This is a genomic window from Porphyrobacter sp. AAP60 (assembly GCF_001296025.1).
Taxonomy (GTDB): Bacteria; Pseudomonadota; Alphaproteobacteria; order Sphingomonadales; family Sphingomonadaceae; genus Erythrobacter.
This window is the reverse complement of the sequence record NZ_LJHV01000016.1, coordinates 39,216-59,022: the sequence shown is the minus strand read 5'-3', so window position 1 is coordinate 59,022 and position 19,807 is coordinate 39,216. Positions and strand designations below refer to the sequence as shown.

15 protein-coding genes are annotated in these 19,807 nt (G+C 63.8%); 6 read left to right on the top strand and 9 right to left on the bottom strand.

Annotated elements, in window-relative coordinates:
- The coding region (locus IP79_RS12655; protein ID WP_156318332.1) for an alkyl/aryl-sulfatase at positions 1-1,337 on the top strand (1,337 nt) is incomplete at its 5' end.
- 93 nt (positions 1,338-1,430) lie between these two features.
- Here the strand turns inward: IP79_RS12655 and IP79_RS12650 are convergent.
- From IP79_RS12650 to IP79_RS12630, 5 genes are all read right to left on the bottom strand, one after another.
- Complete coding sequence (locus IP79_RS12650) at positions 1,431-3,806, bottom strand: glycoside hydrolase family 3 N-terminal domain-containing protein (RefSeq protein WP_420705631.1); 2,376 nt, start codon at positions 3,804-3,806, stop codon at positions 1,431-1,433.
- A 107-nt stretch (positions 3,807-3,913) separates the two neighbouring features.
- Positions 3,914-5,110, bottom strand: a complete 1,197-nt coding sequence (locus tag IP79_RS12645; protein WP_054119665.1) for an MFS transporter — start codon at positions 5,108-5,110, stop codon at positions 3,914-3,916.
- A complete protein-coding gene (locus tag IP79_RS12640) occupies positions 5,107-6,162 on the bottom strand; it encodes a LacI family DNA-binding transcriptional regulator (RefSeq protein WP_054119664.1) in 1,056 nt (351 codons plus the stop codon). Before IP79_RS12640 ends, IP79_RS12645 begins: the two co-directional genes overlap by 4 nt.
- A 22-nt stretch (positions 6,163-6,184) precedes the next feature.
- Positions 6,185-6,370, bottom strand: a complete 186-nt coding sequence (locus IP79_RS12635; RefSeq protein ID WP_054119663.1) for a hypothetical protein — start codon at positions 6,368-6,370, stop codon at positions 6,185-6,187.
- Positions 6,371-6,382: 12 nt separating this feature from the next.
- Positions 6,383-9,706, bottom strand: a complete 3,324-nt coding sequence (locus IP79_RS12630; protein ID WP_054119662.1) for a TonB-dependent receptor — start codon at positions 9,704-9,706, stop codon at positions 6,383-6,385.
- 193 nt (positions 9,707-9,899) lie between these two features.
- Between IP79_RS12630 and IP79_RS12625 the strand changes: the two genes are divergently transcribed.
- The 5 genes from IP79_RS12625 (at position 9,900) to IP79_RS12605 (ending at position 14,927) form a co-directional block, all read left to right on the top strand.
- Complete coding sequence (locus IP79_RS12625; RefSeq protein ID WP_054119675.1) at positions 9,900-11,411, top strand: tryptophan halogenase family protein; 1,512 nt, start codon at positions 9,900-9,902, stop codon at positions 11,409-11,411.
- 87 nt (positions 11,412-11,498) lie between these two features.
- Positions 11,499-12,308: an NTP transferase domain-containing protein gene (locus IP79_RS12620; protein ID WP_054119661.1), complete on the top strand. Its 810-nt coding sequence runs from the start codon at positions 11,499-11,501 to the stop codon at positions 12,306-12,308.
- A gap of 3 nt (positions 12,309-12,311) precedes the next feature.
- Entirely contained in the window at positions 12,312-12,992 is a 681-nt protein-coding gene (locus tag IP79_RS12615; RefSeq protein WP_054119660.1) for an HAD family hydrolase, read from the top strand.
- The gene (locus IP79_RS12610) at positions 12,989-14,161 is read left to right on the top strand and encodes a CDP-glycerol glycerophosphotransferase family protein (RefSeq protein WP_054119659.1); all 1,173 of its coding nucleotides are present in this window, start codon (positions 12,989-12,991) and stop codon (positions 14,159-14,161) included. The genes IP79_RS12615 and IP79_RS12610 overlap by 4 nt, the downstream gene beginning before the upstream one ends.
- The gene (locus tag IP79_RS12605; RefSeq protein WP_197273817.1) at positions 14,154-14,927 is read left to right on the top strand and encodes an FkbM family methyltransferase; all 774 of its coding nucleotides are present in this window, start codon (positions 14,154-14,156) and stop codon (positions 14,925-14,927) included. The genes IP79_RS12610 and IP79_RS12605 overlap by 8 nt, the downstream gene beginning before the upstream one ends.
- On the opposite strand, the gene IP79_RS12600 is transcribed toward IP79_RS12605, so the two are convergent.
- The 4 genes from IP79_RS12600 to IP79_RS12585 form a co-directional block, all read right to left on the bottom strand.
- Entirely contained in the window at positions 14,900-15,859 is a 960-nt protein-coding gene (locus IP79_RS12600) for an NAD(P)/FAD-dependent oxidoreductase (protein ID WP_324608193.1), read from the bottom strand. The two genes, IP79_RS12605 and IP79_RS12600, sit on opposite strands and share 28 nt — an antisense overlap.
- Positions 15,860-15,928: 69 nt before the next feature.
- Positions 15,929-16,915: an L-histidine N(alpha)-methyltransferase gene (egtD, locus tag IP79_RS12595; RefSeq protein WP_054119656.1), complete on the bottom strand. Its 987-nt coding sequence runs from the start codon at positions 16,913-16,915 to the stop codon at positions 15,929-15,931.
- Between the two features lies 1 nt (position 16,916).
- Complete coding sequence (egtB, locus tag IP79_RS12590; RefSeq protein ID WP_054119655.1) at positions 16,917-18,197, bottom strand: ergothioneine biosynthesis protein EgtB; 1,281 nt, start codon at positions 18,195-18,197, stop codon at positions 16,917-16,919.
- Between the two features lie 163 nt (positions 18,198-18,360).
- Entirely contained in the window at positions 18,361-19,746 is a 1,386-nt protein-coding gene (locus IP79_RS12585; protein ID WP_054119654.1) for a class II 3-deoxy-7-phosphoheptulonate synthase, read from the bottom strand.
- Positions 19,747-19,807: the final 61 nt, after the last annotated feature.

Genomic DNA, 19,807 nt, shown 5'->3' with positions numbered 1-19,807 from the left:
TGGCAGGCGGCGCGATGATGCGCCGCGCCGCCTATCAGTTCGCCACCGGCATGGAACCCGGACCGACCGGGCAGATGGGCAGCGGGATCGGCACGGCGGTATCGGGCGGCACCCTGTCGCTGATCGCGCCGACGGCCACCATCTCCGCAACGGGCGAGACGCGCGAAGTAGACGGCGTGACGCTTGAATTCCAGATCGTGTCCGGCAGCGAAGCCCCGGCGGAACTCAACGTGTTTATCACGCCCGATAAGGCCTTCCTCGCCGCCGAAATCGCCACCTGCACGCTGCACAACATCCTGACACCGCGCGGAGCCAAGGTGCGCGATACGCGGGCATGGGCGCATTATCTCGATGAGGCCGTGACCCGCTATGCGCCGCAAAGCGATGTGGTGATTTCCAGCCATTGCTGGCCGATTTTCGGCAAGGCCGAGGGGGCCGCATGGCTCACCGCGCAGCGCGACAATTACCGCTGGCTGCACGACCAGACCGTGCGCCGGATGAACCGCGGCGAGACGATGGCCGAAATCGCCGAAGCGCTGGAAGCTTCTCCCCCGCCGGGCCTCGCCGATGAATGGTCGATCCACGGATATTACGGCACTGTCAGTCACAATTCCAAAGCGATCCACCAGTTCTATCTCGGCTGGTATGATGCCGTGCCCGCCAACCTTCACGCTCACCCGCCGGTGGAGCGCGCCACGCGGCTGATCGAAGCGCTGGGCGGTGCAGACCGCACGCTGGCGCTGGCCCGCAATGCGATGGGCGCGGGCGATTATCGCTGGGCGTCAGACCTGCTGCAAAACCTCGTCTTCGCCGTGCCCGAAAATGCCGAAGCCAAAGGACTGCTGGCTGAAAGCTATGAACAGCAGGGCTTTCAGGCGGAAAGCGCAATCTGGCGCAACCAGTTCCTCGCTGCGGCCGGAGATCTGCGCAATGGCCGCGCCCCGATGTCCGCCGCGCAAAGCACCGATCTTATCGCGGCGATTTCCACTCAGGAACTGCTAGATTCAGCGGCGACCCGCTTTGCGCCGGAACGGTTCGGCAGGCGCGGGCTGACCGTGGCCGTCGACCTGACTGACCGCCGCGAACAGGCGATGCTGGAAGCCAATGGCCGCGTGCTGATCGGCCGCGTCGGCGCCCTGCCCAACCCGATGCCCGCCGCGCCCGATGTTACCCTGCGCGGCCCGCGTGCCATGCTGCTGGCGATGCTGTTCCTGAAACAGCCGGTCAGCGCGATGCAGACCGCGGGTCTGGCAGTCGAGGGCGATGCCGCTGCCCTGCAATCCCTAATCGACGCGCTCGATCCGGTGCCGCAGGGCTTTGATATTGTCGTGCCGTAGTGCGTTTTGCGTTCAGGGGAACGCAAAAGCGACGCTCAGACGCCGCGCGGGCTCAAGCCGGTGTTGCCGATCAGGGCTGACCGGCAAGGCCGCCTAGAAAGAGCACTCCGCGCCAACCGCGGCCTCGTCACGGGTGATTTCGCTGATCTGGAGAGCGAAGGCACCCTTCGAAGCAAAGGTCAGACTGCCGCCCGCCGTGCCGAGACATGCGCTGGACAGCACCATTTCGCGCCAGCCCTTGCCTTCGGCCACGGCCATCGGCTGAGTGATGTCGAAGGGAGTGCCACCTGCGGTGACGGTAACGGGGGCGGTCGGGCGCGCATTGACCTGATAGGCGATCCGCCACGCCGCGCCGCTATCCGGCCCGGTCAGCGTCAGCTTGGCGCCCGGAGCAAAGGCAATGCGCCGCGCGTCTTCCTGCGCCTTGCGATCAATGCCAGTGGCGGTGATGCCGTTGCCGCCGCCGCGCAGATCGGGCAGCAGCGCATTGTCCGCCACCGCCTGCACCTGCATCCCCAGCTTGCCATTGGCGAACCACGCCGCGCCTGTATCCACGGTGAGCGCGGCGCATTCCTCATCCAGCGGAGCCAGCCGCGCCGCAGCGGTCAGATCCAGCCCGTAGCCAAACGGAAACAGCGCGCCTTGCGGGCCGTTGACCGGCGCTCCGTCACACGCCGCTGGCCAGCTGAATGAAAGCCGCCCGGTGGCAGGGCGCTGGCCGAACAGGACATCGGCCACCCCTGCACCTTCGCTGCCCGGCAGCCACGCGGCCACGAAGGCATCGGCGGCGTTGAGTTCGCGGTTCATCCACATTGCGCGGCCCGAAAGAAACACCGCCACCGTCGGCACACCGCGGGTCCGGTAGGCCTTGAGCAGGTTCAGCCCCTCCTCGTCGCGGAAAGCCAGATCCTTCCGGTCGCCGACGAATTCGGCATAGGGCTCTTCGCCAAAGACGACGATCGCGACATCGGGCTTTGCTTGCGAGGCACCGTCCACGGCCAGCACAGCCTCGCCTCCGCCTGCTCTGGCGGCGGCGGCAATGCCTGCATAGATTGATGTCGCGCCGGGGAAATCGGCTGCGGTCAGATCGCCGCCGCCCTGCCAGGTGACCGACCAGCCGCCCGCCTGCTGCGGGATGTTGTCGGCAGCTCTGCCAGCCACTTCGATCCGTGCACCTGCCTTCAGCGGCAACACGCCTGTGTTCTTGAGCAAGACCTGCGATTTGGCCACCGCTTCACGCGCAATGGCGCGGTGTTCGGGCGAGCCAAGCCTGTCCCACTTGCCGCCCAGCGCGCGCTGCGAAGGCTTTACCTCGCCATCGAAGATGCCGAGCTGCTGTTTCAGCCGCAGCACCCGCAGCACCGCTTCATCCAGCCGCGCCATCGGGATCGTGCCGTCCTTCACCTGCTTGGTGAGTGAGGCGTGCAGCGCCTTCCAGTCTTCGGGCACCATGTAGACATCAAGGCCAGCCAGCAGCGCCTGCGGGCAATCGGAATTGGTACAGCCGTCAACCTGTCCGTGGCCGTTCCAGTCACCCACCACCAGACCTTCAAAGCCCAGATTGCCGCGCAATTCGCCCGTCAGCAGCGGGCCATTGCCGTGCATCTTGGTGCCGTTAATCGAATTGAAGCTGGCCATCACGCTGGCCACGCCCGCGCCGATTGCAGCGGGATAGGGCGCCGCGTGGATCGCCATCAGCGCGGCCAGATCGCCGTTAACGTCGCCCTGATCGACGCCCTGCACGGTGCCGCCATCGCCGAAGAAATGCTTGGCCGTGGCGGCGACCTTGCCTTCGCCCAGAAAGCCGGGTTCACCGGGGCGGCCCTGCAAGCCTTCGACCATCGCCGCGCCCAGCCGCGAAACCAGCGCCGGGTCTTCGGAATAGCTTTCGTATGTCCGGCCCCAGCGATCGTCCCGCGCCACCGCGATGGTGGGCGCGAACGTCCAGTCGATGCCGGTCACTTCGATCTCTACCGCCGTGGCCGCGCCGATGCGGCGGATCAGATCGGCATCGCCGGTCGCGCCGAGCCCGATATTGTGCGGAAACACCGTCGCACCGATGATGTTGGCGTGGCCGTGGACGGCGTCGGTTGCCCAGACTGCCGGGATCACCGGTTCATCTCCGGGCAGCGGCGCGGTGGAGGCTTCCCAGTATTCGTCGGCCAGCTTCAGCCAGTCCGCCGCGGGGGCCTTGTCATCGCCGTAAGGGCCGGAATTGCCGCCGTTGAGGATCGTGCCGAAGCGATATTTGCGCACGTCTTCAGGCGTGATCGACCCGATATCGGGCATCACCAGCTGCGCCACCTTGCGCTCCACACTCATGCGGGCAAGCAAGGCTTCGGGCGTATTGGCATCGGGCGCAGCCGCGACAGGCGCGCGCGCGATTTCAACCGGCGGAGTTCCGGCGCATCCCGCCAGCAGCGCCGCAAGACCTGCCCCGCAGGCAAGCCGCCTGAAACGTTGTTCCATCATCAGGCCAGTCCCTCCCAAGACCGTAAGCTTATTGTGAATGTTCTCTTGAGAACGTTATCAAACTATGCCGCTGCGCGCCTGCTTTGGCAAGTCTCAAGCGAAAGTCACCGCGGCCGGGCGAAGCTGGCGAGCAGCACTGCGCTCAGCACCGCAAGCACGGCAAACAGCACGAACAGCGCCGAATAGCCGAAGGCGGGCACCAGCAGCACGGTCAGCCATGGCATAACCATGCCCGGCACGGTGTTGGTAAGGTTGAACACACCCAGATCGCGGGCGCGGTGCTGGGCGGCGGGCAGCACCCGCAAGGTCTGGCTGGCATGCAGCGAAAGGAAGACGGCCGCCGCCAGCCCGAACAGGACATAACCTGCAATCGCCCATTCCAGCGTCTGCGCAGCGGCCATCACCAGCAGGCCGCCCGCACACAGCATGGCTGTGACGATCAGCGGCTGCACCGGGCGTCCGTGCCGGTCAGACCAGCGCCCCAGCACCAGCGACATCGGCACCGCGCACACCAGCACCGCACTGAAGATATTGGCCGCGCTGTTTTCCGGATAGGCAGGCGCGAGCGAGCGTAGCCAATAGAGCAGAAACGCGAACATGCCGCCTTCGGCCACCTGCACCAAGAGCCGCGCGCCCCACATTCGCACCACCACCCGGTCTCGCAGACGCAGCGGATCGCCGGTCGGCACGGAAGGCTGCATCAGTTCGGGCCGCACCCGTCCCTTGCCCAGCAGCACCGCAGGCAGCACCAGCGCGCTGACCAGCGCCGCCACCAGCAGCAGGCGCATATCGGGCGGCACCAGCCCGCTAAAGGTCACCAGCGATCCCGACAGCGCGCCCAGCGCAGGGGCCAGCGCCAGTGCTCCGCCAAGCACGCCCTTCTGGCTATGGGGAAAACAATCCCCGGCCCATGCCATCAGCGGAGACAGCATCAGGTTAAGCGCAACCTGCCACGCCATGATCAGCAGCACCATCTGCTCCACCGATTGCGCCTCGCCCACGGCCAGCAACAGCAGGTTGGATGCGATCAGCCCTATGATAATCCAGGGCCGCCGGAAGCCGCTGCGGTCGCTCATTGCGCCCACCGCGATGTTGGCAATGCTCGCCATCACTGCGCCAAGGAAGGTCAACTGCGCCAGCGCGGCCACATCCTCGCTGCCCTGCAATTCGACAATGCGCTGCGGCACCAGCACGGTCAGCAGCGGGACATAGGCGACCGCACCTCCGGCGGCGGCCAGCGCAAACAGGACGAGGAACCAGCGCGGCTGCCGGTCGGCCCCGGCCGGATCGGGCGCGTTCAAGCGGCGACCGGCGCAGGCGCAGTGGATGAACGTTCAACCAATCCCGCCGCCACCTCGATGACCGGATCGCTATCACCATCTTCGCCGCGCGCGATCAGCTGTTCCACCGCGCGCGACACGGTTTCGGCAATCGGCTGGTCAACGGCGGTAAGTGGCGGCTGGGAGAACCGCACGATGGGCGTATTATCGAAGGATATCAGCGACAAATCACGCGGCACATGCAAGCCGCGATCGCGCGCAACTTCAAGCGCGGCCAGCGTCATCTGGTCGCTGCTGGCGATAATTGCGGTCAGATCGGGGTTGCGATCCAGCAGCGCGCGCGCCGCATGGGTGCCGGATTCATAACCGAAATCGCCGCGTTCCAGCAGGCTTTCATGCGGCAGTCCGTGATCCGCCAGCGCGCGTTTCCACCCGTCGATCCGCCAACCGCTAAGGCTGTATTGCGCAGGCCCGGCAATCATCCCGATCCGGCGATGGCCAAGGTCGATCAGGCGGCTGGTGGCGAGGTGGGCCGCGCCTTCATCGCCCATGGTCATGGCGATGCCCGGCCCGGGTGCCTTCGATCCGATCCGCGCAAAAGGTATGCCGCGCTTTGCCAGCAGATCGGTGATCAGGCTGTTTTCCGAGTGCGGCGGGGTCAGGATCACGCCATCGGGCTGCAAGGCGGAAATCGCCGCGCCCAGTTCGCGTTCGACATGGTCCGAATGCGTATCGACCAGTTCCACCATCATCCGGTAACCGTGCTGCGAGCAGGTGAGGATGCCGCCCAGCAGCATCTGGTCGACCCAGTCCGTCCCGCGCCGCTCGCGCCAGTCGGCCAGCGTGCGTTCGCGATCATTGATGGCAAGGATGATGTAGGATCGCGAACCGCTCATCCGCTGGGCGGCAAGGCTGGGCACATAGCCGAGGCGTTCGATCGCAGCGCGCACCTTGTCGCGCAGTTGCGGGCGCACGTTCGGCCCGCCGTTCACAACCCGGCTTACGGTTTGCAACGAAACGCCTGCGTCTTCGGCAACGTCCCTGATTGTGACTGTCTTGCGCACCCGCGCCATTATTCGCTCAACCCCGTCCCGATCACCGGATGCCCGCGCGCCCCGTTTCCGGATCGCCGGCACAGCGGTAAACCCTGATCCAGTCGCAGGCGAATTGCGCGGGAAAGGGCCTGCCTGCAAGCCCTTTTGCGCTGTTCTGCTTCGCAGCCCCGCAATGCAGCAGGGCCGCTGTCAGCGTTGATGCTTCCAGCGGCCCTGCAATTTTCATAGCCCTGCCGTCTTAAAAGTTGAAGCGCGCAATGAAAGTGAAGCGACGGTCATTGCGGAACACCGCCGAGGTCGGACGCGTCCCGTCGAAATCGACGACCGTCGACAACTGCGTGGTTTCGTCGAGCAGGTTCACCCCCTGCACGCCCAGCTTGATATTGGGTGTGACGCTGTAGAAGATGGTCCCGTCCAGCTGGCCACCGGCGTCCTGGTAGATCGCCGAGAACGGGAAGAGATCGTCCCGCGGCGTGACCAGAAACGCGCTGCGCCAGTTATAGGCGGTACGGATCGACAGCGGTCCCTTTTCATAGAACAGCGTTGCGTTGACCGTGTGCTTCGAAGTGCCACCCAGCGGCAGTTCACCGCCGAACGGGCCGTTGTTGAGCGGCTGACCGCTCGAATTGACCGAAGGCGAGCCGATGCCCGAGATATTCGGGTTCGGGAAGTCACCGGCATCGATATAGGTATAGGTGACCGCCGTACCGAGCCCGTCGAGGAACCCGGGAAGGAAATCGAAGGTCTGCTGGTAGCTGAACTCCACACCCTTCAGCAAACCATCGATATCATTTGCCGGACCACTGATGATCACGTCCTGCGACGTGCCGCCGGGCGTGGTATAATTGACCAGGCCGGTCCCGTTGCTGATAATCCCCGTGATGTCCTTGGCGAACAGCGCAAGGCTGAGCTGGCCGACATTGGCGAAATAGTATTCGAAGCTCAGATCGTAATTCCACGCCTCGGTTGGCATGACGTTGCGATTGCCGGTTCTCACCGACAGGAGCGGCCCGTCATTCACCCGCCCGCTGAAGCCGAGCACGCCGCTGGCGTTGAACAGATTGAGGTCGGGACGGCTGATCCCCTTCGACACGGCACCGCGAACGACGATCCCGTCGCCGTTGTCATAACGGACGTTGAAGGCCGGCAGGAAGTGATCGAAATTGATGGGCCGGTTATCGCGGATCAGTTCGCCGGTATGCAACGCGGCAAATTCAGCCAGACGCGCACCGGTAAGATCGCAGAATGCCTGCTGAGGCACACCCGGGCTTGAGCCACGGCAAACCGCCTGAATTTCAGCCACCTGCACAATGCCGTCGCCGTTACCGCCGACGTTGACGCCGTTTTCGATGATGGTCTGGTCGAAGCGCGCCGGATCGGGGAATGCCAGGACCGAATTGTTGCCGACCTTCGTGCGGACATAACGCAGGCCGATGTTACCGGTGAGCGAAGCGCCCCCGCCGAAATCGGTTCCGAAGTCGAGCCGCGCATAGGCTGCCGAAGTGATTTCGGTCACATCCGAGATTTCTTCGGGGCAGAAAGTGTCGCACTGTACCACGGTGCCGTCGATCAGTGTGCGGGTGCGACCACTGACACCCAGGTTGAAGCGTTCGGGCGACTGGCCGAGAGTGCTGATGTCGTCCCACTGCTGTTGGGTCACGCCATCCAGATATTCCTGAAGGAAATCATCGCCGCCGTAAAAGAACGCCCCGCCGCCTGCGATCGGCGTCGATGCCTCGCCGCGCTGGAAGTTGTCGGCAAAGGGCGTGCGATAGGCAGATGCGGTGGCGAATTCGTCGGCGAAGACACCGCCCGCGATAGCAAATTCCTGACCCGGCAACCCGGTGAAGAAACGGCCCGGCACAAAGCCGCCGGTCGCCGCACAGCCCGGCCCTTCGTTCCACGGCGCGCAGCCGGCACGGCCCGCCCAAGGCGCAGAAAGGTTACCCCAGGTGCTGAAATTGGTATTGCGGTTGATACGGTCGCGCGCGGCCCAGCGCCCGCCAATCTCGACCCTGCGGAAAAACCCGTCTTCGCTCAGATCGTATTCGAGGCTCCCCGCAAGGGTGAACAGCTCGCCTTCGTTCTGCTCGCGGCTGTCCAGCCCGAACCAGTAATAGTTGTTGAGCCCGCTGGAGAAATAATCGGCAGGCGCGCCGACAGGAGCAAGGAACTGGATGTCCGGGGTCTTGCCACTCAGGTCGACCGAGATATCGGCCCAGGTGCTCAAGGCCCCAAACACCGAATCGCGGGTGAGGTTCGAGCTCAGGCTCTGCATTTCGACCTTGCCGCGGAACTGTTCGGAAAAGTTCATCGTCGCATCGAACGAGATGTCCTGCGTCACCGAATTGGCTTCACGCAGGAAGCGCAGCGAATCCATCGGGATGCCGCCGCGACCAAACGGGTTGGCATAGGCATCGCCGACGTTCTGCGTGAGAATTCCGCTCACGAAATTGCCGTTGGGATCGAACTGATAGCTCGTGCCCGGGCGCGGCTGATTGGTTGACACGCCGTCATCGATCCGGCCGAGCAGCGCAAATTCTTCCGTCGTAAAGGTGGTTTCCGAACGCAGGAATTCCAGCGTCATCACCAGATCACCATCGAGCGTTTCGAACTGGCCAACCGCCGAAAAGGCTTCGCGGTCACGATCAAGCGTGGTCGAACGCACGTTCGCAAACTGCGGCACCAGCACCGAATTGGCCGGCGGGAAGTTGTCGGGCGTGAAGTTGGGCACATCGCCGAAACCGCCCGAGTTGAGCGGGAAAATGCGTGCGCAACCTGCGCTGAGGTCCGCCGGGCGATAGCAAAAATCCACCAGCTGCGAGGCATCGGTGCGGCTTTTCAACTCTGACTTGGAATAGCTCAGCTGTAGACCGAAGGTGCCCTGCCCGGTTTCGAAGGTGTCCGAAACAAGGACGTTGACGGTCGGCGACCATTCCTGACGCAAATCGCCATAGTTGGCCTCGACCGAACCGGCGATCCGGAACCCGCGCCGGTCGAGCGGCTTGCGGGTGACGAGATTGACGAGACCGGCAATGTGGCCTTCGATCTGGTCAGCGGTGATGTTCTTGTAGGTTTCGACCCGGCCGACAAGTTCGGGAGATATGTCTTCGAAGCTCAGCGCGCGGCCGCCATTGGCCGAGAAGATGTCGCGGCCGTTGAGCTGCGAGCTGACATAGGGCAGGCCGCGAATGATGACGCCGGTGCCCTCGACCGAAAAACGCGTGGGGTCCGAAGTCTTTTCGAAACGGCCGATATTGACGCCGGGGATACGCTGCAGCGTTTCGGCAACCGAACGGTCAGGCAGCGCGCCGATATCTTCTGCCGTGATCACGTCGACCACGGTGTCCGCCCTGCGCTTGATGCTCTGCGCCGACTGGAGCGAGGCGCGGAAGCCGGTGACGACGATATCGCCTTCAGCAGGTTCAGCGACGACCGCTTCTTCTTCCACTTCGGCATCCTGCGCCATGGCCGGCGCGGCAAGGGCCACCGAAAGCGCAAGGCACGAAGCGGTGCCAAGGACGAACTTGCGCCGCGACGGCGCATGGCTTGCGAATTGCATGATGTTTCAAACCTCCCCAGATCCGGTGACAGATTCTTGCCTGACACTCAGATATGGCGATGCTTGTAACTCATCTTGAGAGCGTTCTCAAGACTTGTAATCTTACGTTCATATTGCATTCTGGCAACACTTGGCGGGACAGCAGAAACCCGCGATAAGCGAGCAGACGCGCCGCGCAGGGGTTGAGGAAATCATGGCAATTCAACGCATAATCATTGTCGGTGGCGGAACAGCCGGGTGGATGGCCGCCGCTGCCCTTTCGCGGATCAAGGCCGGGCGGCCTGTGGAAATCATCCTGATCGAATCCGAAGCCATTGGCACCGTCGGCGTGGGCGAGGCAACGATTCCGCCCTTCGTGGGCTTCAACGAACTGCTCGGCATCTCCGAAAGCGAAATGCTGGCCGAAGTCGGCGGCACCTTCAAACTGGGCATCCAGTTCGAAAACTGGGGCAATCTGGGCGAAAGTTACATCCACCCCTTCGGCGCTTATGGCTACACCATGGGCGGGATCAGCTTCCACCATGTCTGGCACCGCATGAACCAGGGCGGCGACAAGCGCCCGATCCAGGTTTTCAACCTTGAAACCATGGCTGCCTATTTCGGCAAGTTTGCGCGCACGCAGGATTATTCGCGCGATGATCTGCCGCCGGTCAATTATGCCTATCACCTCGATGCCGGGCGCTATGCGGCATTCCTGCGCCGCTTTGCCGAAACGCGCGGCGTGGTGCGACACGAAGGCAAGGTGGCCGATGTAGCGCTCGATGGAGAAACCGGCTTTGTTACCGGCGTGACACTGGATGACGGGCGGCAGTTCGATGGCGATCTGTTTATCGATTGCTCGGGCTTTCGCGGCTTGTTGATCGAACAGGCGCTGGAGACCGGATATGACGACTGGAGCCGGTATCTACCCTGCAACCGCGCGGTTGCCCTGCCCTGTCTGCGCGAGGATGGCAGCCCGCCCCCGCCCTTTACCCGCGCCACTGCCCACAGCGCCGGCTGGCAATGGCAGGTGCCGCTGCAACACCGCAACGGCAACGGCCACGTCTATTGCAGCAGCTATATGGAAGATCAGGCGGCGCTCGACATCCTGCTCGGCAATATCGCGGGCAAGCCGCAGGCCGAGCCGAATTTCCTGCGCTTCGTGACCGGACGCCGCAAGAAGTTCTGGAACAAGAACGTAGTCGCTCTTGGCCTTGCTGCGGGCTTCATGGAACCGCTCGAATCGACCTCCATCCACCTCATCAACACCGGGATCGACAAGCTGATCTCGCTCTTGTCGCTGGACGGGGTGACGCAGGTGCAGGAGGACACCTTCAACCGCCTGACGGGGCGCGAATATGCCCGCATCCGCGATTTCCTGATCCTGCATTACAATGCCACGCAGCGTAGCGATTCCGAATTCTGGAACTACGTGCGCACCATGGAAGTGCCCGATACGCTCAGGGAGAAGATCGAGATCTTCAAGGCCAACGGCCAGATCTTCCGCGAGGAAGATGAACTTTTCACTGAAACAAGCTGGGCGGCGGTGATGATGGGTCAGGGGATCAGCATGGACGGCCACAATGCCATGGCCGACGCGCTTGATCCGGCGAAAACTGCCGAGGAAGTCAACGAGATGGAACGATCGATCCGCTATCTGGTGCAGCATATGCCGGGGCACGGCGATTACCTTGCGCGCTATTGCCCTGCGCCCATCGCTGCGTGAGAGCAATGCGGGATTCTTGACAAGACCGGGCTTGGCTAGGAGAGAGCCGTATCGCCTTCTACCGCTTGCCCGAGGTTAGCCCCCGCCATGAATGAAAACTCGCCCGGCTGGCCCGCCCCCGGGTGGACAGCGCTGGTGCTTGCCGGACAGCGTCCGGGCACAGACCGGCTTGCCGGCCATTTCGGGCTGGAAGCAAAGGCGCTGATCCCCGTGGCGGGCGAGGCAATGCTGGGACGGGTGCTGCACGCGCTCTCCGCCACGCCGCAGATCGCGCGGATCATCATCATGGGGCAAAGCGCGTCCGAGGTGCTGGCAGACCCGGCACTCGCATGGGCGGCAGGCGATGCGCGGATCGAAGCGCGGGTTTCGGGCAGCACCATCAGCGGATCGGTGCTGGCGGCCATCGATGATCCCGCCATCGGCCTGCCAGTGCTGCTCACCACCGCCGATAATGTGATGCTGACGCCGGGCACCGTTACCGAATTCATCGCGGCAGCGGGGGACAGCGATGTCTCTGTCGCCATGGTCGAACGATCGCGGCTTGAAGCGGCCGTCGGCCCCAACCGGCGCACCTGGCTGACTTTCAAGGACGGCGCATACACCGGCGCCAACCTGTTCGCGCTCACAGCGCCTGCCGCTGCCAATGTACTGCGGTTCTGGGAGCGGGTCGAACAGGATCGCAAATCGGTGCTGCGGCTGGCGGCGCATTTCGGCCCGGTGCTGATGGTCAGGCTGCTGGCACGGCGGTTGACGGTTCACGGCGCTCTCGCAGCGGCAGGCGCAAAGCTGGGCGCCACCGCCGCGCCGGTGCTGCTGAGCGACGGGCGCATGGGCGTGGATGTCGACAAGCCCGAAGATCACGTGCTGGCTGAACGTCTGCTGGCAGATTGCGGCTGAGCGATGCAGCGCCTCGCCCTCTATGATCTGGACAGGACGGTGACCTTCGCGCCGACTTTTACGCCGTTCCTTGTCCACATGGCGGCCAGCGGCAATCCCTTGCGCTTGCTGGGCCTGCCGCTGTGGATCATCGCCATGATCGGTTACAAGGCGAAGCTGTATGGCAGGAAACCCCTCAAGCAGTTCGGCCTGCGCCTGCTGGTGGGCCGCGTGGTCCGCAGCCCCGCGCTGCAACCGCGGATCGACCGCTTTGTGAAGCGGCAGTTGGCGCGCAATATCCAGCCCGGTGCGCTGGCGCACATCGCTGCCGACCGCGCCGCTGGCACGCGTCTTGTCCTGATCACCGCCGCGCCCGAAATCTATGCCGCCGCGCTGGCAGAGGCGCTGGGCTTTGAGGATTGCATCGCCACCCGTCACCAACGCGATGCCGCGGGCAATCTGATTGCCCTGATCGATGGTGAAAACAATTACGGCGCCGAAAAGGTCGGGCGGGTTGCTGCGTGGCTCGCGGCGCAAGGGCTGGCGCGCAATGGCCTGCACATCACTGCCTACACCGATCACGCCAGCGATGCGCCGATCCTGAACCTTGCCGATGCAGGCGTGCTGGTGGGCCGTTATGCCAAGCCGCAGGACGGCTGGAGCCAAGCCGACTGGAGCGGATCGGAAAGGAGCAGGGGCGCATGAGCCGCATCTGTTTCCTGTTCAATCACGATCAGACGCACCAACTGGCCCACAGCCTGCCGATTGCGCTGGCGCTGGCCGCGCGGGGGGAGCACCAGATCGTGCTTGCCTACACCAAAGACGCGATCCGGGCCGAGATCGAACGCACTACCCATCCCGCGGCATTGGCGCGGGCGGAGCTGGTGAAGATCGGGCTCGAACGCAGCGGATCGCAATTTTTGGCGGGCGTGCTGGAACGGCTGATTCCAGCAACCAAGCTGCTGATCTACCGTGACAACCTTGATTTCTTTACCAGTTTCGATGCGGTGGTGGTTTCGGAAAAGACCTCGCTGTTGCTCAAGACCGTCTATGGTCTCGACAAGGTCAAGCTCATCCACACCCGCCACGGCGCGGGCGACCGGGCAATCGGGTTCAACCGCGAAAGCGCAGGCTTCGATCTGGTGCTGGTTTCCGGCCCCAAAATCCGTGACCGGCTGATTGCCGAAGCCGGCCTTGCGCCCGAACAGATCGCGCTGGTGGGTTACCCCAAGTTCGATCTGTGCGCAGACAATCGCTTTGGCGACACCTTCCCCGCGCCCGACCGGCCGACGGTGCTCTATAACCCCCACCCCTCGCCCAAACTGTCAAGCTGGTTCAAGCATGGTGCAGCGGTGCTGGAAGCCTTCCGCAATCAGGATCGTTACAACCTGATCTTCGCCCCGCACGTCATGCTGTTCGAACGCAAATGGGTGGTGACGCTTGATCCGCCCAGCCTCGCCCGCGTGGTTCCGCCACGTTTAAAATACCGCGCCGAACGCCGCATCCACATCGACACCGGCAGCAGCGCCAGCAGCGATATGAGCTACACCAACCGCGCCGATATCTACATCGGCGATGTCAGCAGCCAGGTGTATGAATTCCTCTATCGCCCGCGTCCCTGCCTGTTCCTCAACAGCCATGCGGTCGATTGGCAGGACGATCCCAATTACCTGCACTGGAATGCAGGGCCGGTGCTGGAAAATGCCGACGGGTTGCTCGATGCGATCGATGCGGCGGTGGCATCCTATCCCGACTATGCGCCCGTCCAGCAAACGCTGATCGAGGCGACCTTCTCGCTATCCGACCGCCCCTCGACCGAGCGGGCCGCCGATGCGATTGCCGCATTTTGCGAAGGACAATCCGCACGTGGCTAGGTTGATGGATTTCTGGCGTTACGGCGTGATCAAGACAGCGCGCAAGCTGAAGGCAGCCGCCTTGTCGCCAGTGATGGCGGCGCGCGGGGGCGGCGTGGTGCGTTCCGCATATGGCGTGCTGATGGTGCCCAACTGGCAGGACACCACCTTTCGTTACTGCATCTTCGGTACCTATGGGCGCGATCTGGCCGACCTGTTGCTGCGTCAGGCGGATGACTTCGCATTTGTCGATATCGGCGCCAATCAGGGGCTTTATTCGCTGATCGCCGCGCAAAACCCGCAATGCCGCCGGATCATCGCCTTCGAACCTGTGCCCGCGACCCATGAACGGCTGGCCGCCAATGTCGCATTGAACGGCGGGGCGGATCGCACCGTGCTGCACCAACTGGCGATTGCCGCCACTTCGGGCGAAGTGGAAATCAGCGTTGCGGCCGGCCATACCGGCACGGCGACCCTTGCAGGGCGCGAGGGCAAAAGCGGCGGCGGCGTGATCATCCGCACCATCGATGCCCCTCTGGTCGATCCCCTGCTGGCAGACGAACTTCCCTTGTTCGTGAAGATCGACGTTGAAGGGCTGGAGGCGGTGGTGATCGAAGAACTCACAAAAACCGAAGCCTTCGCGCGCATCGCCGCCATTTTCTATGAAGTTGATGATCGCTGGGCGAGCGCCGCAGAGATCGAGCGCGGGCTACGTGCAGGCGGCTTCACCCGTTTCGCCAAATACGGGCGCGGACACCATTACGACGTGCTGGCAACGCGCTCCTGAAGCACCGCCTGAGCGAGCGCCCGGCCTGACAGCCATGCGCCCTCGACCCGCGGCGAATGCAGATAATCCCCGGCAATGCCGATCCCCAGCGCCGGATCGAACCGCGCGCCCTCGCCCTTGCGAGCTTCGGGCAGGGCATAGAGCCAGCGGTGGGCATCCAAATGCTGCGGCACAGCTGGCGCGACGCCGGTGGCAGCGAAGAAATCCGCCAGCAGCGCCTTGGCGGCTTCGTCCTTCGGCAGGTCGATCAATTCGCGGCTACGTGCGGGGCTGGCGTGGATGACCCATGCCTCCGCGCCTGAACGCCCCGGCTTGGCCGAATTGCGCGCGGCCCAGCTGACCGGGGCGGTGTCGCCACGGAACGTGTCATGCGTGTAAGGCAGCGGCGCGGGAAAGCCCGCCATCACAGCCCAGCACGGCGCGGATTCGACCCCGCCTGCCAGCATCGCTAGATCAGGTGCGGCATCGGCCAGAAGCACCGCCGCCTGTTCGGCCGGCACAGCCACCAGCACGGTGGCGGCAGTAAAGGTTTGTTCGCCTGCCGCAACGCGCCAGCCTGCGGCAGTGCGGGAGAGCGCATCAGCCCGCACGCCCCAGCGCACATCCAGTGGCTGAGCCATGGCGCGGATCGGCGTGTTCATTCCCGGTGTGCCCACCCAAGCCCCATCACCTGCCGCAGGCCAACGTGCGGCCGCGCCTGATGCCTCCCACGCCGCCACAACCTCGCGGAACGCCGGATCGCGGGCAGTAAAATATTGCGCACCGTGATCGAAGCTGACGGTCTCTCCCGCCAACTCCGCGCGCCGCGCTGCCATGCGTCCGCCCGGCCCGCGCCCTTTGTCGATCACGATTATGCGCTGGCCTGCTTCGGCGAGAGCGGTGGCGGCACAAAGCCCTGCCATGCCGCCCCCGATAATGAGAATGTCAGCCAAAGTATCTGAATGTCCGTCCATCCCGCAGCAACGTTCGGGAAGTGCGGAGGTTTCACACGTCGGGCGTTTTCAGGGAGCCGAACGCGGCGCGCAGGCTTCTGCCAGCACCAGCATGAATTGCCCCGCACTGTCGGTCCAGCGCCCGCGCGGCTCCCACCCGCCTGCCGCCAGCAGCGTCTGGGCCGAACGGCGGGTGAATTTGTGGCTGTTTTCGGTGTGGATGCTTGTCCCGGCGCGCATCGCAAAGGGCTGCCCGCTGACCGTGAAAGACACATCGGCCCGCGCCACCAGATGCATCTCGATCCGCGCGAACGTATCGTTCCAGCGCGCTTCGTGGCGGAAAGCCTCCACGTCGATGTCGCCGTCCAACTCGCGGTTGATACGGGTCAGCAGGTTGAGGTTGAAGGCTGCCGTCACCCCTGCCGCATCGTCATAGGCGGCGGTCAGCACGGATTCGTCCTTCACCAGATCCATGCCGATCAGCAGCATCGCGCCTTCGCCCAATGTCTCGCGCATCGACCGCAGCAAATCAGTGGCAGTGCGGGCAATCATATTGCCGATGGTCGATCCGGGAAAAAAGCCGAGCTTGGGAAGCTGCGCGGCTTCGGCGGGCAATTCCACGCGGCGCATGAAATCAGCCTCGACCGGCCAGACCGGCAGGCCCGGAAACTTTTCCGCCAGCGCTGCGGATGAAGCCCGCAGGAAATCACCCGCGATATCGAGCGGGACGTAGGCCGAAGGGTCGATGGCAGACAGCAACAAAGGCGTTTTAACCGAGGAGCCAGAACCGAACTCCACCACGGCCCGTCCCGGCCCGACCAGATCGGCAATTTCGCCGGAACGGGCACGCAGGATCTCGGTCTCGGCTCGGGTGGCGTAATATTCGGGCAGCCGGGTGATATCCTCAAACAATTCCGATCCGGCATCATCGTAGAACCAGCGCGCCGGAATTGCCTTTTGCGGTTGCGCCAAACCTGCCAGCACATCGGCACGAAAGGCGCGGTCAACGCCGCTTGCGTCGCGTTCAACCAGTTTCAGGCCCGTGCTTGCAGTCATCTCAATCGTCCTTGGCCAGTCGCAGCCCAGTGAATTGCCAGCGCTGATGGGGGTAGAAGAAATTGCGGTAGGAAGGGCGGGAGTGGCCGCGCACCGTGGCGCAGGATGCCCCGCGCAGCACCACCTGCCCGCTCATGAACTTGCCGTTATATTCGCCCACCGCGCCCTCTGCCGGGCGGAAGCCGGGATATGGCAGATAGGCGGAACGGGTGAATTGCCAGCAATCCCCGAACAGGGCGGAGCCGCCGGTCGGCGAAGGCGGTCCAGCTGACTCCAGCTGGTTTCCGCCTGCCGGATCATGCGCCAGCGCGCTGGCTGCGGCGTCCTGCCCGCGCGCGATTGCCTCCCATTCGAACTCGGTCGGCAGCCGCGCGCCCGCCCATGTGGCAAAGGCATCGGCTTCGAAATGGGAAATGTGGGTGACAGGCGCATGGGGATCGCGGGTGTGCCAGCCCTGATGGGTGAAGTGCGCATCATCGCGCCAATATAGCGGCGCTCTGATAGCTTCGCCCTGCACCCATGCCCAGCCATCGGAAAGCCACAGGCGGGCGTTGCGGTATCCGCCATCGGCGATGAACTCTGCCCATTCGCCATTGGTCACCAGCCTGTCAGCGACTGCGAAAGGTTCGATCAGCACGCGGTGGCGCGGGCCTTCATTGTCGAAGGCAAAGCCCCCCATGCCCTCGGCCCCGTCATGCCCGACCAGCGCGATCCCGCCGGGGTGGTGGTGCCAGCCCAGCGGCGCGGCAGGGGCAGCGGGGGTTGGCGTTCCATCCCACATCCGGGGCCCGAGCGGGTTCTGAAACAGCGCATGTTTGATATCGGTCAGCAGCAATTCAATGTGCTGTTGTTCATGTGCCACACCCAGCGCAATCAGATCGCCCAGCGCGGGATCATCAAGCAACGGCGTCATGGCGTCATTGATATGGGCGCGCCATTCCAGCACCTCGTCCAGCGTCGGGCGCGAGAGCAAACCGCGCGCCGCACGGCTGATGCGCGCCCCTTCGGCCTCGTAATATGAATTGAACAGAAACGGCCAGTCTTCGCGCCACAGCCGGTACCCCGGCGCGTATTCGCGCAGCAGAAAGGTTTCCCAGAACCATGTGGTGTGCGCCAGATGCCACTTGGCGGGCGAGGCATCCTCCATTGACTGAAGGCTGGCATCGGCATCGCTCAGCGGTGCGACCAGCGCCTCGTTCAGCGCGCGGGTGGTGCGAAACTGTGTGGCAAGATCGGCTGAACCCTTTGTCTGCCGGTCATGTTGACGATCGCTACGCTGCACCCTGCGTCTCCTGCTATCGCGCCTAACCGTTTCGGACACGGACAATGTTCGCTCCGTGTGAAACTGCGAAGACGCGAAAATAGGTCCAACGCTAACGCAAAAACACAACCGGCATCAGGTTTTTATGCCGAACGGTGCGATAAATACGCCTGCGCCCCGCACGTTACGCCGCGTTGGCGCTGATGTCAGCCTCGCGCCCGCCCGCAGCCTCGTTGAGCATTTCTGCCACCAGAAATGCAAGTTCCAGCGATTGTTCGGCGTTGAGGCGCGGGTCGCAATGCGTGTGGTAACGGTCGCCCAGCCGTTCCTCGGTGATCGCAACCGCGCCGCCGACACATTCGGTCACATCCTGTCCGGTCATCTCGATATGGATGCCGCCGGGGTGCGAACCTTCGGCGCGGTGAACGGCGAAGAAGCCCTTCACTTCGCGCAGGATGCGGTCAAACGGGCGGGTCTTGAAGCCGGTATCGGATTTGACGACGTTACCGTGCATCGGGTCGCAGCTCCACACAACCGGATGCCCTTCGCGCTCTACGGCACGGACAAGGCGCGGCAGGCCGTCTTCGACCTTGTCGTGGCCAAAGCGGCTGATGAGCGTGATCCGCCCCGCCACGCGCTTGGGATTAAGCTGATCAAGCAAGGTCAGCAGCGCATCCGGTTCAAGGCTCGGCCCGCATTTCATGCCGAGCGGATTGCCGATTCCGCGGGCATATTCGATATGCGCCGAACCGGGGAAACGGGTGCGATCCCCGATCCACAGCATGTGTGCAGACGTCGCAAACCAATCGCCGGTCAGCGAATCCTGCCGCGTCATCGCCTGTTCGTAAGGCAGCAACAGGCTTTCATGGCTGGTGTAGAAGCTGGTGCCCTTCAACTGCGGCACGGTGCCGGGATCGACCCCGCAAGCCTCCATGAAATCGAGCGCTTCGCCGATCCGGTCAGCCATTTCGCTGAACTTTTCGGTCCACGGGGTGCGACCCATGAAATCGAGCGTCCACTGGTGCACCTGCCGCAGATTGGCATAGCCGCCGCCTGCAAATGCGCGCAGCAGATTGAGCGTCGCTGCCGCCTGCGAATAGGCGCGCACCATGCGGGCGGGATCATTCCGGCGCGATACCGCATCGAAATCGATCCCGTTGATGTTGTCGCCAAGGTAGCTGGGCAGTGTCACGCCATCGATCGTCTCGGTCGGGGCGGAACGCGGCTTGGCGAACTGGCCCGCCATACGACCAACCTTCACCACCGGACGCTTGCTGGCGAAGGTCATCACCACCGCCATCTGCAAGATCGCACGGAAGGTATCGCGGATGTTGTTGGGGTGGAATTCGGCAAAGCTTTCGGCGCAGTCCCCGCCTTGCAGCAGGAAGCCGTGGCCGCCAGCGACCTGTGCCAGATCTGCCTGCAACGCCCGCGCCTCGCCCGCGAACACCAGCGGGGGGTAGGAAGACAGCGTCTTCTCCGCCTCCGCCAGTTCGGCCGCATCTTCGTAATGCGGCAGGTGGCGCGCTTCGTGGGCCTTCCAGCTATCCGGGGTCCAGGTCTCAGGCACAGTCAAACTCTTTCATGTCAATCCGCGCAAAGCTTGCGCGGGGGCGCCCGCTACAGGACGC

Coding starts and splice junctions, on each gene's coding strand:
- IP79_RS12650 (WP_420705631.1), bottom strand. CDS start 3,806: ATGGAACAACGTTTCAGGCGGCTTGCCTGCGGGGCAGGTCTTGCGGCG.
- IP79_RS12640 (WP_054119664.1), bottom strand. CDS start 6,162: ATGGCGCGGGTGCGCAAGACAGTCACAATCAGGGACGTTGCCGAAGAC.
- IP79_RS12635 (WP_054119663.1), bottom strand. CDS start 6,370: ATGAAAATTGCAGGGCCGCTGGAAGCATCAACGCTGACAGCGGCCCTG.
- IP79_RS12630 (WP_054119662.1), bottom strand. CDS start 9,706: ATGCAATTCGCAAGCCATGCGCCGTCGCGGCGCAAGTTCGTCCTTGGC.
- IP79_RS12625 (WP_054119675.1), top strand. CDS start 9,900: ATGGCAATTCAACGCATAATCATTGTCGGTGGCGGAACAGCCGGGTGG.
- IP79_RS12620 (WP_054119661.1), top strand. CDS start 11,499: ATGAATGAAAACTCGCCCGGCTGGCCCGCCCCCGGGTGGACAGCGCTG.
- IP79_RS12615 (WP_054119660.1), top strand. CDS start 12,312: ATGCAGCGCCTCGCCCTCTATGATCTGGACAGGACGGTGACCTTCGCG.
- IP79_RS12610 (WP_054119659.1), top strand. CDS start 12,989: ATGAGCCGCATCTGTTTCCTGTTCAATCACGATCAGACGCACCAACTG.
- egtD (WP_054119656.1), bottom strand. CDS start 16,915: ATGACTGCAAGCACGGGCCTGAAACTGGTTGAACGCGACGCAAGCGGC.